The sequence below is a fragment of the Streptococcus cristatus genome (genome assembly GCF_019685515.1).
Lineage (GTDB): Bacteria > Bacillota > Bacilli > Lactobacillales > Streptococcaceae > Streptococcus.
On record NZ_JABFFN010000001.1, the window covers coordinates 1,697,266 to 1,711,364 of the forward strand.

Here is a 14,099-nt window from a genome sequence, read left to right on the forward strand (position 1 = left end):
CCTACTCAAAATTGAATATCTATCAAATAATTAGAAAACCTCACGCTTCGTATCCTCAGTTACTTTGGATAAGTCCTCGAGCTATTAGTATTAGTCCGCTACATGTGTCGCCACACTTCCACTTCTAACCTATCTACCTGATCATCTCTCAGGGCTCTTACTGATATATAATCATGGGAAATCTCATCTTGAGGTGGGTTTCACACTTAGATGCTTTCAGCGTTTATCCCTTCCCTACATAGCTACCCAGCGATGCCTTTGGCAAGACAACTGGTACACCAGCGGTAAGTCCACTCTGGTCCTCTCGTACTAGGAGCAGATCCTCTCAAATTTCCTACGCCCGCGACGGATAGGGACCGAACTGTCTCACGACGTTCTGAACCCAGCTCGCGTGCCGCTTTAATGGGCGAACAGCCCAACCCTTGGGACCGACTACAGCCCCAGGATGCGACGAGCCGACATCGAGGTGCCAAACCTCCCCGTCGATGTGAACTCTTGGGGGAGATAAGCCTGTTATCCCCAGGGTAGCTTTTATCCGTTGAGCGATGGCCCTTCCATACGGAACCACCGGATCACTAAGCCCGACTTTCGTCCCTGCTCGAGTTGTTGCTCTCGCAGTCAAGCTCCCTTATACCTTTACACTCTGCGAATGATTTCCAACCATTCTGAGGGAACCTTTGGGCGCCTCCGTTACCTTTTAGGAGGCGACCGCCCCAGTCAAACTGCCCGTCAGACACTGTCTCCGATAGGGATCACCTATCCGGGTTAGAGTGGCCATAACACAAGGGTAGTATCCCAACAACGTCTCCTTCGAAACTGGCGTCCCGATCTCTTAGACTCCTACCTATCCTGTACATGTGGTACAGACACTCAATATCAAACTGCAGTAAAGCTCCATGGGGTCTTTCCGTCCTGTCGCGGGTAACCTGCATCTTCACAGGTACTAAAATTTCACCGAGTCTCTCGTTGAGACAGTGCCCAAATCATTACGCCTTTCGTGCGGGTCGGAACTTACCCGACAAGGAATTTCGCTACCTTAGGACCGTTATAGTTACGGCCGCCGTTTACTGGGGCTTCAATTCATACCTTCGAGTTACCTCTAAGCACTCCTCTTAACCTTCCAGCACCGGGCAGGCGTCACCCCCTATACATCATCTTACGATTTAGCAGAGAGCTGTGTTTTTGATAAACAGTTGCTTGGGCCTATTCACTGCGGCTGACGTAAAGTCAGCACCCCTTCTCCCGAAGTTACGGGGTCATTTTGCCGAGTTCCTTAACGAGAGTTCTCTCGCTCACCTGAGGCTACTCGCCTCGACTACCTGTGTCGGTTTGCGGTACGGGTAGAGTATGTTTAACGCTAGAAGCTTTTCTTGGCAGTGTGACGTCACTAACTTCGCTACTAAACTTCGCTCCCCATCACAGCTCAATGTTATAGAATTAAGCATTTGACTCAATTCACACCTCACTGCTTAGACAGACACTTCCATTCGTCTGCTTTAGTTAGCCTACTGCGTCCCTCCATCACTACATACTCTAGTACAGGAATATCAACCTGTTGTCCATCGGATACACCTTTCGGTCTCTCCTTAGGTCCCGACTAACCCAGGGCGGACGAGCCTTCCCCTGGAAACCTTAGTCTTACGGTGGACAGGATTCTCACCTGTCTTTCGCTACTCATACCGGCATTCTCACTTCTATGCGTTCCAGCGCTCCTCACGGTACACCTTCTCCACACATAGAACGCTCTCCTACCATACCTATAAAGGTATCCACAGCTTCGGTAAATTGTTTTAGCCCCGGTACATTTTCGGCGCAGGGTCACTCGACTAGTGAGCTATTACGCACTCTTTGAATGAATAGCTGCTTCTAAGCTAACATCCTAGTTGTCTGTGCAACCCCACATCCTTTTCCACTTAACAATTATTTTGGGACCTTAGCTGGTGGTCTGGGCTGTTTCCCTTTCGACTACGGATCTTAGCACTCGCAGTCTGACTGCCGACCATAATTCTTTGGCATTCGGAGTTTATCTGAGATTGGTAATCCGGGATGGACCCCTCACCCAAACAGTGCTCTACCTCCAAGAATCTTTATGTCGACGCTAGCCCTAAAGCTATTTCGGAGAGAACCAGCTATCTCCAAGTTCGTTTGGAATTTCTCCGCTACCCACAAGTCATCCAAGCACTTTTCAACGTGCCCTGGTTCGGTCCTCCAGTGCGTCTTACCGCACCTTCAACCTGCTCATGGGTAGGTCACATGGTTTCGGGTCTACGACATGATACTAATGCGCCCTATTCAGACTCGGTTTCCCTACGGCTCCGTCTCTTCAACTTAACCTCGCATCATATCGTAACTCGCCGGTTCATTCTACAAAAGGCACGCTCTCACCCATTAACGGGCTCGAACTTGTTGTAGGCACACGGTTTCAGGTTCTATTTCACTCCCCTCCCGGGGTGCTTTTCACCTTTCCCTCACGGTACTGGTTCACTATCGGTCACTAGGGAGTATTTAGGGTTGGGAGATGGTCCTCCCAGATTCCGACGGGATTTCTCGTGTCCCGCCGTACTCAGGATACTGCTAGGTACAAAGACTATTTTAAATACGAGGCTCTTACTCTCTTTGGCTGATCTTCCCAAATCATTCTTCTATAATCTTTGAGTCCACATTGCAGTCCTACAACCCCGAAGAGTAAACTCTTCGGTTTGCCCTCCTGCCGTTTCGCTCGCCGCTACTAAGGCAATCGCTTTTGCTTTCTCTTCCTGCAGCTACTTAGATGTTTCAGTTCACTGCGTCTTCCTCCTCACATCCTTAACAGATATGGGTAACAGGTAGTACCTGCTGGGTTCCCCCATTCGGAAATCCCTGGATCATCGCTTACTTACAGCTACCCAAGGCATATCGTCGTTTGTCACGTCCTTCTTCGGCTCCTAGTGCCAAGGCATCCACCGTGCGCCCTTATTAACTTAACCTTATTTTTTGACCTTTCAGTCATAAACTCTTTTAATACTACAGCGTTTCGGTTTATTTTCTTGTTACTATTTGATATAGATATTCAATTTTCAATGTGCATTACTTGGTGATCTCTCACCAATGGAGCCTAGCGGGATCGAACCGCTGACCTCCTGCGTGCAAAGCAGGCGCTCTCCCAGCTGAGCTAAGGCCCCACAAGACCTCTCAAGACTAAACAAGACCAATGCGCAGTTCCTTATCCTTAGAAAGGAGGTGATCCAGCCGCACCTTCCGATACGGCTACCTTGTTACGACTTCACCCCAATCATCTATCCCACCTTAGGCGGCTGGCTCCTAAAAGGTTACCTCACCGACTTCGGGTGTTACAAACTCTCGTGGTGTGACGGGCGGTGTGTACAAGGCCCGGGAACGTATTCACCGCGGCGTGCTGATCCGCGATTACTAGCGATTCCGACTTCATGTAGGCGAGTTGCAGCCTACAATCCGAACTGAGACTGGCTTTAAGAGATTAGCTTGCCGTCACCGGCTTGCGACTCGTTGTACCAGCCATTGTAGCACGTGTGTAGCCCAGGTCATAAGGGGCATGATGATTTGACGTCATCCCCACCTTCCTCCGGTTTATTACCGGCAGTCTCGCTAGAGTGCCCAACTAAATGATGGCAACTAACAATAGGGGTTGCGCTCGTTGCGGGACTTAACCCAACATCTCACGACACGAGCTGACGACAACCATGCACCACCTGTCACCTCTGTCCCGAAGGAAAACTCTATCTCTAGAGCGGTCAGAGGGATGTCAAGACCTGGTAAGGTTCTTCGCGTTGCTTCGAATTAAACCACATGCTCCACCGCTTGTGCGGGCCCCCGTCAATTCCTTTGAGTTTCAACCTTGCGGTCGTACTCCCCAGGCGGAGTGCTTAATGCGTTAGCTGCGGCACTAAACCCCGGAAAGGGTCTAACACCTAGCACTCATCGTTTACGGCGTGGACTACCAGGGTATCTAATCCTGTTTGCTCCCCACGCTTTCGAGCCTCAGCGTCAGTTACAAGCCAGAGAGCCGCTTTCGCCACCGGTGTTCCTCCATATATCTACGCATTTCACCGCTACACATGGAATTCCACTCTCCCCTCTTGCACTCAAGTTAAACAGTTTCCAAAGCGTACTATGGTTAAGCCACAGCCTTTAACTTCAGACTTATCTAACCGCCTGCGCTCGCTTTACGCCCAATAAATCCGGACAACGCTCGGGACCTACGTATTACCGCGGCTGCTGGCACGTAGTTAGCCGTCCCTTTCTGGTAAGATACCGTCACAGTGTGAACTTTCCACTCTCACACTCGTTCTTCTCTTACAACAGAGCTTTACGATCCGAAAACCTTCTTCACTCACGCGGCGTTGCTCGGTCAGACTTCCGTCCATTGCCGAAGATTCCCTACTGCTGCCTCCCGTAGGAGTCTGGGCCGTGTCTCAGTCCCAGTGTGGCCGATCACCCTCTCAGGTCGGCTATGTATCGTCGCCTTGGTGAGCCGTTACCCCACCAACTAGCTAATACAACGCAGGTCCATCTGGTAGTGATGCATTTGCACCTTTCAATGAATTATCATGCGATAATCCATTTTATGCGGTATTAGCTATCGTTTCCAATAGTTATCCCCCGCTACCAGGCAGGTTACCTACGCGTTACTCACCCGTTCGCAACTCATCCAAGAAGAGCAAGCTCCTCTCTTCAGCGTTCTACTTGCATGTATTAGGCACGCCGCCAGCGTTCGTCCTGAGCCAGGATCAAACTCTCATTAAAAGTTTGAGTTCTCACTCATTTCTGTCACTGACAGATTTATTGTTTTTTTCATTGTTCAGTACTATAACCTTAGTTATAGTGCCCTGCACATTGGTTCGTCTTGTTCAGTTTTCAAAGGTCTTTGTCACTCAATCTCTCTCAAGCGGCAACTATATTAGTATATCACAGCTGCTAACCTATGTCAACACTTTTTTGAAACTTTTTTCAAGTTTTTTTAACCGCAATACACCATAGTCCGTACGGGATTCGAACCCGTGTTACCGCCGTGAAAAGGCGGTGTCTTAACCCCTTGACCAACGGACCTTGAGCTTTTCAACTCTTTCTATTATACCTACTTTTTTACCTTTGTCAAGATCTTTTTTCCTCTTTATCGAAATTCTGAAAAAATAAGGGAAAGTTCTCTCAGGAGAGCTTTACGTCCTCTAAAGACTTCTCCTCCCATGAGACGGTCTATTAACTCTTGTTTTTCCATACTCTGCTTTGATTTGTAATTCTTTAGAAGTTCGTGAAAGAGATAATAATCGTCCAGCCTGAGTCCTTTTTCTCCTAGACGATGGCTAATCTCACTCACCTCTTCATAGGGTTCTTTGTTGAAACGGCGCTTGTGGCTTTCCTGTTTTCGAATGTTATCCAGGATACGATTTCTAAATTTTGTTTTAAAGCAGACATACAGTCGATGGCGCTCACCCCCTAGCAACTGTGGATGGCTACTGACCAGTTCATAGAGGCACATCATGCCCTCCTGATCCCAGTCCTCTTTCTCCCACAGATGTAGATGATAATCTTTACGACACTTATGGACAATCCCCTTCGTTTCTTCGTATAGCTCTTTCAGATTCATAGACCTCTCCTTTCTGCATTTAGTTTAGCAAAATGCACGAACCCATGGGTCTACTTCCTCTGTTCTATACTTCTTCCTCCCTCAACGGCACATAAAAAGAGAGGCAAGGCCTCTCTGGGATTATAATTCTGCAATTTGGTTTAGGTTTACTTCTGCAATCGTATCATTACCAAACATAGAGATAATCATCTTCACTTTATTGTTATCAATTTCGGTAATTTTACCTGTGTAGTCTGCAAAAGCGCCATCAATGATGCGGACAGTCTGACCAACTTCAACGTCAATATCAAACTCTTGAACAGTTTGTCCCATTGAAACCAGAATATCACGGATTTCTTGTTCCAATAGCGGAGTTGGTTTTGATCTGTTGCCGTGGGATCCGACGAATCCTGTTACGTTCGGTGTGTTTCGAACAACGAACCATGCTTCATCGGTCATGACCATTTCTACAAGGACATAACCCGGAAAGCGATTCTCTTCAATTTCTTTTTTCTTTCCATTTTTCTCAACTTGCACGGTTTGTGTTGGAATCTCAACGCGTAGAATATTATCCAACATGTTATATGTTTGCGCACGTTGCAATAGATTTTCTTTTACCTTATTTTCATAGCCAGAATAAGTTTGTAGAACAAACCATCCTTTGTCAAAACTATCCATGATATTTCCTTTCATAATAGAAGAAACTAGCAGAAGTTCTCCGCCTTTCTTCTAAAAAATGTTAATAAATCGAATCAAACCTGAAACAATCAACTGGTCAAAAATGTAAATGATGACCACAAAGAAGGCTGTGTATTCCATAATAGAGCGAAAATCTCTCCAGCTTTCCTTGCGAGTTGGCCACGTTGTTTCTTTAAGAAGTTTAAAAATATCCTTAATAAAACCCATCGTTCTCTCCTATCTCGTTTCTCTGTGTGTCGTATATTTCCCACAATGTTTACAAAATTTATTTACTTCTAGTCGTGTTGGCTTGGGGTTCCCACTAATTTTGATTGAATAATTTCTTGAACCGCAAACTGCACAAGCTAGGCTTGCTTTTTTTAGTGCCATAACGCCTCCATCTTATCTATTATAACAAGAAACCTAGGCTTTGACAAGCCTCTTAACGAAATAGATTAAGGAATGAGTCCCATATTGTCTGGGCTTTTTCTTTTATCTTAGCTTCTGAAATCGCACGTCCCGCTTCATCTACAAGATTTTGTGCACGACTACGAATATCCGCTATCGGATCCTCCGACTGGTTTGCCTCATTTTCAATAGCTTGTTTTTTAGTATTTTCTGGTTCAATCCCATTTTGTTTATAAGCATTCTCAACTGTAAAAGTGCTACCTGGAGTGTAAGGCAAAATGGTATTAGCCATACTTCTAAAGACATGGGCTGCTCCATTTGAGGTCGAACCTGCTAGATAATGGTTCTCATCCGTCGTCGGGAAGCCGAGCCAGTGGGTAATTACCACATCTGGAGTATAACCAATCACCCACTGGTCACTAGTATATACTGAATTAAAAGCAGCCTCAGTAGTACCTGTCTTTCCAGCCATAACATAATCTGTTGGCGATGAACTAATTCCTGTACCATTGGTAAATGTTCCTAGCATCATGCTGGTCATTTTATCGGCTACCGACTTATCAATCACTCGTTTTTGAGAATTTTTATGACTCTTGATGACCTGGCCACTGGCATTTTCAATACGGGTGATAAAATGCGCTTCAGGCATTAGACCTCCATTAGCAAAAGCTGCATAGGCTTGCGCCATCTGGAGGGGATTCGTCTCTACGCCTCCACCGAGAGCGACTCCGAGAACTCGATCAACATTTTCCATATTCAGGCCAAATCTCTCCCCAGCGTCAAAAGCTTTGTCAATACCTAATGCATTTACAGTCGCAACTGCCGGTAAATTGAGTGATTCAGCCAAAGCCTGATACATAGGTACTTCAGGAGAAGTCTTAATCCCTGCATAATTGTCCACTTGATAACTATCGTACTGCATCGTATGATTATCCAATTGCTTGTTTAAGGCCCATCCTGCTTCTACTGCAGGCGTATAAACCACTAAAGGTTTGATAGTTGAGCCTGGGCTACGCTTAGACTGAGTGGCATAGTTGAAATTGCGGAAGCCTGGTTTGTCATCGCCAGCTACGCTACCAACAACGCTACGCACCCCACCTGTTTTAGGCTCTAAAGCAACACTACCTGATTCGGCATGTGTTCCGTCTTCTGCCTTTGGAAATAGTGAGGTATTTTCGTAAACAACCTGCATATTGGCTTGGTAGTTTTGGTCAAGTTCTGTATAGATTCGATAGCCGTTGTTGACAATTTCCTCTTCTGTGAGATTGTACTTGGAAACTGCTTCGTTGACAACTGCATCAAAATAAGACGGGTAACGATAATCCGAAATCTTCCCTTCATACTTATCTTGCAGTTGAGAAGCCATATCTGCTCCAGCTGCTTCGGTCTCTTGATTTTTATCAATATAACCCGCTGCAACCATATTTTGCAAAACAGTATCCCTACGGTTGGTTGAAGTTTCAACAGAATTTAATGGATTATACAATTCTGGCCCCTTGAGCATCCCTGCTAGAGTTGCCGCCTGATCAAGCGTTAGTTGTGAAGCCGATACACCGAAATATTTCTTACTTGCATCTTCAACCCCCCATACCCCATTTCCGAAGTAGGCGTTATTGAGGTACATAGTAAGGATTTGCTCCTTACTGTATTTCTTGGTCAACTCTAAGGCAAGGAAAAACTCCTTGGCCTTCCGTTCAACGGTTTGATCCTGAGACAGATAAGCATTCTTCGCCAACTGTTGGGTGATGGTGGACCCCCCTCCAGAACGACCCGCTGTAAGGATGGCTAGAAAGAAACGACCGTAGTTTATCCCATCATTTTTATAGAAGGAACGGTCCTCTGTCGCGACGACAGCATTCTGCAAATCTTTACTGATATCTGTCAGTTCAACATAGGTTCCCTTTTGACCTGATAGGGCTCCTGCCTCTTTTTCTTCGCGGTCAAAAATCAGAGTTCGCGTTTTCAAGGCATTTTGCAAATCATTGACATTGGTAGACTTGGCTATCGCAAATAGGTAGGTTCCCACAAGTAAGCCAGCGCTTAACCCTAAAATGATGACGATCTTTGTCAGATGATAACGACGCCAAAATTTCCGAATTGGCCCTACTTGGGACAATTTTTTTCTATCGCTCCGGGAACGACGCATGCTAGTCGAATCAGACTCCGTGGATTCACTCGTTTCTTTTTTAAAGAGAGAAAGAAACTTCTCAAATAATTTATCTAATTTCATGCGTTTATTTTATCATCTTCACCATAGGAACTCAAGAATTTAGCTACTCCCTATCCAAATAGGACTTTTTTTGTTACAATATCTGTATGCAATTCACATTTACATTACCCGAAGCCTTGCCTCAAATGACGGTCAAACAATTTCTAGAGGAACAACTCCTCATCCCTAGAAAAATTCGTCATTTTTTGAGAACCAAGAAGAACATCTTAATGAACCACGAAGAAGTTCACTGGAACGAGATGGTGAAGCCAGGGGATATTTGCCAATTGACTTTTGACGAGGAAGATTATCCCCCCAAAGAAATCCTTTGGGGAAATCCAGACCTCGTTCAAGAAGTTTATCAAGACCAACATCTCATTATCGTCAACAAGCCAGAAGGAATGAAAACGCATGGGAATCAACCCAAGGAGATCGCCCTTCTCAACCATGTCTCTGCCTACGTTGGGCAAACTTGCTATGTCGTTCATCGTCTAGATATGGAAACCAGTGGGCTAGTGCTTTTTGCTAAGAACCCTTTTATCCTGCCCATCCTCAATCGCTTGTTGGAGAAAAAAGAAATCGCTCGCGAGTACTGGGCACTCGTAGAAGGACGAGTAGAGAGTAAGGAACTTGTCTTTCAAGATAAAATCGGCCGTGATCGACATGATCGCAGAAAACGAGTAGTAGATCCCAAAAATGGGCAATATGCTGAAACGCATATCAGTCGATTAAAGCAATTCCCAAACAAAACAGCTCTTGTTCGTTGCAAGCTAAAGACCGGTCGAACGCATCAGATTCGTGTTCACCTCTCTCATCACAAGCATCCTATCTTGGGCGACTCTCTCTATAATAGTAAATCAAAAGCAAGCCGGCTTATGCTTCACGCCTTTCGCCTTTCTTTTACCCATCCACTCACCTTAGAAAAATTGAGTTTCACTGTTCTATCGGATACTTTTGAAAAAGAATTAAAAAAGAATGGATGACATTATCATCTATTCTTTTATCTATATAAAAAAGCAAGGCTTTCTGGCCTTGCTTTTTTATCGACTCAAGAATTATTTAGCGATTTTTGCAAAGTATTCAAGAGTACGAACAAGTTGTGAAGTGTAAGACATTTCGTTGTCATACCATGAAACAACTTTAACCAATTGTTTACCGTCAACGTCAAGAACTTTAGTTTGAGTTGCGTCAAACAATGAACCGAATGACATACCTACGATATCAGAAGATACGATTGGATCTTCAGTGTAACCGTATGATTCGTTAGAAGCTGCTTTCATAGCTGCGTTTACTTCATCAACAGTAACGTTCTTATCAAGAACTGCTACCAATTCAGTTACAGAACCTGTTGGAACAGGAACACGTTGAGCAGCTCCGTCCAATTTACCGTTCAATTCAGGGATAACCAAACCGATTGCTTTAGCAGCACCAGTTGAGTTAGGAACGATATTAGCTGCAGCAGCACGAGCACGGCGAAGGTCACCTTTACGGTGTGGTCCATCAAGAACCATTTGGTCACCAGTGTAAGCGTGGATAGTAGTCATCAAACCTTCAACGATACCGAAGTTGTCATGAAGAGCTTTAGCCATTGGAGCCAAACAGTTTGTAGTACATGAAGCACCTGAGATAACTGTTTCAGTACCATCAAGAATATCATGGTTAGTGTTAAATACAACTGTTTTAACATCTGATCCACCAGGAGCAGTGATAACAACTTTCTTAGCACCACCAGCGTGCAAGTGTTTTTCAGCAGCTGCTTTAGTAGCAAAGAAACCAGTTGCTTCAAGAACGATTTCTACACCGTCGTTAGCCCAGTCGATTTGTTCTGGATCACGTTCAGCAGAAACTTTAACGAATTTACCGTTAACTTCAAATCCGCCTTCTTTAACTTCTACAGTACCGTCGAAACGACCTTGAGTTGTATCGTATTTCAACAAGTGTGCAAGCATCACTGGATCTGTAAGGTCGTTGATGCGAGTAACTTCAACACCTTCTACGTTTTGGATACGGCGGAAAGCAAGACGACCGATACGTCCGAAACCGTTAATACCAACTTTAACTACCATTAGTGATTTCCTCCTTATGAAAATCATGAAAATTTTATTGTGAAAAGAGTAACTTGAATCACTACAAATCACCTTTCAACACACCTATTATATAACTATTTGAGTTTAATTGCAAGTATGGGCGTCGATTTTCTCTCTTGCTTTTCTACTTTTCCACTCCTTTTCATTCACTTATTCTTTAATTTTTAAATATATCCCTACAATCTTTTATAATGTCCGTATATTATCTCCATTTCTATACTCAACCTTAATTCCAGGTCTATCTGAGTTCACAAAAAAGAGACAGGATTAGTCCTGTCTCTAGGCTGATAAACAATTATTTACGACGTCCTGGACGTTCTGCATAACCATAGTAAGCATCTGCCATGATTTCTTCCATGTCAGCTACCATCGGTAAGCGTGGGTTTGCAGGTGAACATTGATCTTCGTAAGCAAGTAAGGCAATCTCATGCAAGCTGTCTTTCCAAGTTTTTTCATCGATACCAAAGCCTTTGAAGTTCATTGTGATTCCAACTGCTTCACCAAGATCGTAAACTGCTTTGGCATAAGCTTCAACCGCTTCTTCTGGTGTTGAGCAAGGAAGACCTAGCATACGAGCGATATCTTGGAATTTTTCATCAGCTTTCCAGTAATTGTACTTAGGCCATGTTGTAGTTTTAGATGGACGAGTTCCGTTGTAACGGATAACATAAGGAAGTAAAATAGCGTTTGTACGTCCGTGGATGGTGTGGTGAACAGCACCAATCTTATGCGCCATTGAGTGACTCATTCCAAGGAAGGCATTGGCGAAGGCCATACCAGCCATTGTAGAGGCATTATGCATCTTTTCACGGGCCTCTGGGTCAGCTGTTTTTACAGATTTTTCCAAGTATTTGAAGACTAACTTGATGGTTTGAAGAGCAATACCATCTGTATAGTCATTGGCAAAGTTAGAAGTATAAGCTTCAGTTGCGTGTGTCAAGACATCCATACCTGTGTCAGCAGCAATAAATGCTGGAACAGATTCTACCAAAGCAGGGTCAACAATTGCAATGGTTGGTGTCAAAGCGTAGTCAGTGATTGGGTATTTCCGGTTGTTTGCCTTGTCAGAGATAACTGCAAACGGTGTTACTTCTGAACCTGTACCAGATGTTGTTGGAATACCGATATATTGTGCTTTCTTACCAAGTGATGGGAATTTGAAGGCGCGTTTGCGGATATCCATGAATTTTTGAACGAGGTCACCGAAGTCAACGTCTGGCTGTTCATAGAACATCCACATACCTTTAGCTGCATCCATTGGTGAACCACCACCAAGGGCAATGATAGTGTCTGGTTCAAACGAACGCATTACTTCAACACCACGACGAACTGTTGTGATATCTGGATCTGGTTCAACATCTGAGAAGACTTGAATCGTGACTTTATTTTTACGAAGATTCAATTGGTCAATCACGCGTTGTACAAAACCGAGTTTTTCAATTGATTTATCGGTAACAATCATGACACGTTCGATACCTTCGCAAGTTTGAAGGTATTGGATTGAGTTACGTTCGAAGTAGATTTTTGAAGGAACTTTAAACCATTGCATATTATTTCTACGTTTTCCTACTTTCTTGATGTTAAGAAGGTTGATAGCGGATACGTTATCACCAACTGAGTTGTGTCCATATGAACCACATCCAAGTGTTAATGATGGAATGAAGGCGTTGTATACATCACCGATACCACCAAAGGTAGATGGAGAGTTCCAGATAATACGCATTGCCTTTATTTCCGTACCGAAACGTTTTGCAAGAGCTTCGTCTTTTGTATGGATAGCAGCTGAGTGTCCTAGACCATTAAATTCAACCATTTGACGAGCTTTTTTAAGTCCATCTTCAGTATCTTCAGCTTTCAAAACTGCAATAACAGGTGATAATTTTTCACGAGTCAATGGTTCTTTAATTCCAACTTCTGTACATTCAGCAGCCAAGATATTTGTACCTTCTGGTACTTTGAATCCTGCTTGCTCAGCAATCCATGCTGCTGGTTTACCAACAATGTTTGGGTTCAATTTTGCACCAGCGCAGTTCTTGCTGTTAGCTTTTGCACCAAAACAGAATTCTTCCAAAAGCGCTTTTTCTTTCTTGTTGACAAAGTAAGTATGGTATGATTTGAATTCTTCTACAAATTCGTCATACACTTCTTTATCAATGATAACCGCTTGTTCTGATGCACAGACCATCCCATTATCAAATGATTTAGACATAACGATGTCATGAGCAGCTTGACGAAGGTCAGCAGATTTTTCTACATAGGCAGGAACGTTTCCGGCACCTACCCCAAGAGCTGGTTTTCCACATGAGTATGCAGCTTTAACCATAGCATTCCCACCAGTTGCGAGGATAGTCGCAACACCTTCGTGGTTCATAAGTGCCCCAGTTGCTTCCATAGATGGCTCTGTAATCCATTGAACACAGTTTTCAGGTGCACCGGCTGCGATGGCTGCATCACGAACGATTTGTGCAGCATGAGCAGAAGATTCTTGAGCTGATGGGTGGAAGGCGAAAACAATTGGGTTACGTGTCTTCAAAGCAATCAATGATTTGAAAATCGCTGTTGAAGTTGGGTTTGTTGTTGGAGTGATACCACAAATAACTCCGACCGGCTCCGCAATCTTCGTCAAACCTGTAATTGGATCATCTTCGATAACTCCAGCTGTTTTAACTCCACGCATATTGTTCACTACGTGTTCACAGGCAAATAGATTTTTTGTCGCCTTATCTTCAAATACGCCACGACCAGTTTCTTCAACTGCATGTTGTGCAAGGATACCGTGCGCGTCAAGTGCTGCAACAGACGCTTTTGCTACGATGTAGTCAACTTGCTCTTGGTTCAACTTGCGCATTTCATCAAGCGCAACCAAGGCTTTTTTCACGAGACCGTCGACATGCTTTTCAGCAGCAAGTTGTTTTTCCTCTGGTGTTACTGTTTTTTTATCAGCCATATTATCCTCCATAGCCTTTAAGGATGTTATCCTTTGTTAATTTTTTCACAAGTTCATTATAACTCTTTTTTTATGCTTTGTAAACAGTTTCATAAGTATTTCACAAAGAATTTTTCTAAGTTTGTGATTTTTTTCTCAATATAGCTATGCAATAGAGTTTTGCTTGGATGATTGTGAAATTATGGAAAA

Annotated in this window: 8 protein-coding genes, 2 tRNA genes and 2 rRNA genes; 1 reads left to right on the forward strand and 11 read right to left on the reverse strand. The window is 44.0% G+C overall.

Annotated features, from left to right (window positions below; all coding sequences use genetic code 11):
- Positions 1 to 64: 64 nt before the first annotated feature.
- From FOA33_RS08260 to pbp2a, 9 genes are all read right to left on the reverse strand, one after another.
- A 23S ribosomal RNA gene (locus FOA33_RS08260) occupies positions 65 to 2,966 on the reverse strand.
- Positions 2,967 to 3,088: 122 nt separating this feature from the next.
- Positions 3,089 to 3,161: transfer RNA gene (locus tag FOA33_RS08265), tRNA-Ala, on the reverse strand.
- A gap of 51 nt (positions 3,162 to 3,212) precedes the next feature.
- A 16S ribosomal RNA gene (locus tag FOA33_RS08270) occupies positions 3,213 to 4,761 on the reverse strand.
- Together the 16S and 23S rRNA genes with 2 tRNA genes alongside form the textbook arrangement of a ribosomal RNA operon.
- Positions 4,762 to 4,992: 231 nt before the next feature.
- Positions 4,993 to 5,064 (reverse strand) — tRNA-Glu (locus FOA33_RS08275).
- A gap of 64 nt (positions 5,065 to 5,128) precedes the next feature.
- The gene (locus FOA33_RS08280) at positions 5,129 to 5,602 is read right to left on the reverse strand and encodes a sigma-70 family RNA polymerase sigma factor (protein ID WP_221161245.1); all 474 of its coding nucleotides are present in this window, start codon (positions 5,600 to 5,602) and stop codon (positions 5,129 to 5,131) included.
- A 120-nt stretch (positions 5,603 to 5,722) separates the two neighbouring features.
- A complete protein-coding gene (gene nusG / locus FOA33_RS08285; protein ID WP_000376728.1) occupies positions 5,723 to 6,259 on the reverse strand; it encodes a transcription termination/antitermination protein NusG in 537 nt (178 codons plus the stop codon).
- A 51-nt stretch (positions 6,260 to 6,310) separates the two neighbouring features.
- Positions 6,311 to 6,487, reverse strand: coding sequence for a preprotein translocase subunit SecE (secE, locus tag FOA33_RS08290; RefSeq protein ID WP_000505776.1), 177 nt, complete (start codon positions 6,485 to 6,487; stop codon positions 6,311 to 6,313).
- 9 nt (positions 6,488 to 6,496) lie between these two features.
- Positions 6,497 to 6,649, reverse strand: a complete 153-nt coding sequence (rpmG, locus tag FOA33_RS08295) for a 50S ribosomal protein L33 (RefSeq protein WP_001809375.1) — start codon at positions 6,647 to 6,649, stop codon at positions 6,497 to 6,499.
- A gap of 52 nt (positions 6,650 to 6,701) precedes the next feature.
- A complete protein-coding gene (gene pbp2a, locus FOA33_RS08300; protein WP_221161246.1) occupies positions 6,702 to 8,897 on the reverse strand; it encodes a penicillin-binding protein PBP2A in 2,196 nt (731 codons plus the stop codon).
- 86 nt (positions 8,898 to 8,983) lie between these two features.
- Here pbp2a and FOA33_RS08305 point away from each other — a divergent pair, with 86 nt between their 5' ends.
- The gene (locus FOA33_RS08305) at positions 8,984 to 9,859 is read left to right on the forward strand and encodes an RluA family pseudouridine synthase (protein WP_311043418.1); all 876 of its coding nucleotides are present in this window, start codon (positions 8,984 to 8,986) and stop codon (positions 9,857 to 9,859) included.
- Between the two features lie 72 nt (positions 9,860 to 9,931).
- Here the strand turns inward: FOA33_RS08305 and gap are convergent, their stop codons facing one another.
- Together gap and adhE are read right to left on the reverse strand one after the other, a co-directional pair.
- The gene (gap, locus tag FOA33_RS08310; RefSeq protein ID WP_221161247.1) at positions 9,932 to 10,942 is read right to left on the reverse strand and encodes a type I glyceraldehyde-3-phosphate dehydrogenase; all 1,011 of its coding nucleotides are present in this window, start codon (positions 10,940 to 10,942) and stop codon (positions 9,932 to 9,934) included.
- A gap of 316 nt (positions 10,943 to 11,258) precedes the next feature.
- On the reverse strand, positions 11,259 to 13,910 hold the full coding sequence (gene adhE, locus FOA33_RS08315) for a bifunctional acetaldehyde-CoA/alcohol dehydrogenase (RefSeq protein WP_221161248.1): 2,652 nt from the start codon (positions 13,908 to 13,910) through the stop codon (positions 11,259 to 11,261).
- Positions 13,911 to 14,099 lie beyond the last annotated feature (189 nt).

Excerpts from the sequence above, each read along its gene's own strand:
- nusG (WP_000376728.1), bottom strand. The coding sequence starts at position 6,259 with ATGGATAGTTTTGACAAAGGATGGTTTGTTCTACAAACTTATTCTGGC.
- FOA33_RS08280 (WP_221161245.1), bottom strand. The coding sequence starts at position 5,602 with ATGAATCTGAAAGAGCTATACGAAGAAACGAAGGGGATTGTCCATAAG.
- secE (WP_000505776.1), bottom strand. The coding sequence starts at position 6,487 with ATGGGTTTTATTAAGGATATTTTTAAACTTCTTAAAGAAACAACGTGG.
- gap (WP_221161247.1), bottom strand. The coding sequence starts at position 10,942 with ATGGTAGTTAAAGTTGGTATTAACGGTTTCGGACGTATCGGTCGTCTT.
- pbp2a (WP_221161246.1), bottom strand. The coding sequence starts at position 8,897 with ATGAAATTAGATAAATTATTTGAGAAGTTTCTTTCTCTCTTTAAAAAA.
- rpmG (WP_001809375.1), bottom strand. The coding sequence starts at position 6,649 with ATGGCACTAAAAAAAGCAAGCCTAGCTTGTGCAGTTTGCGGTTCAAGA.
- adhE (WP_221161248.1), bottom strand. The coding sequence starts at position 13,910 with ATGGCTGATAAAAAAACAGTAACACCAGAGGAAAAACAACTTGCTGCT.
- FOA33_RS08305 (WP_311043418.1), top strand. The coding sequence starts at position 8,984 with ATGCAATTCACATTTACATTACCCGAAGCCTTGCCTCAAATGACGGTC.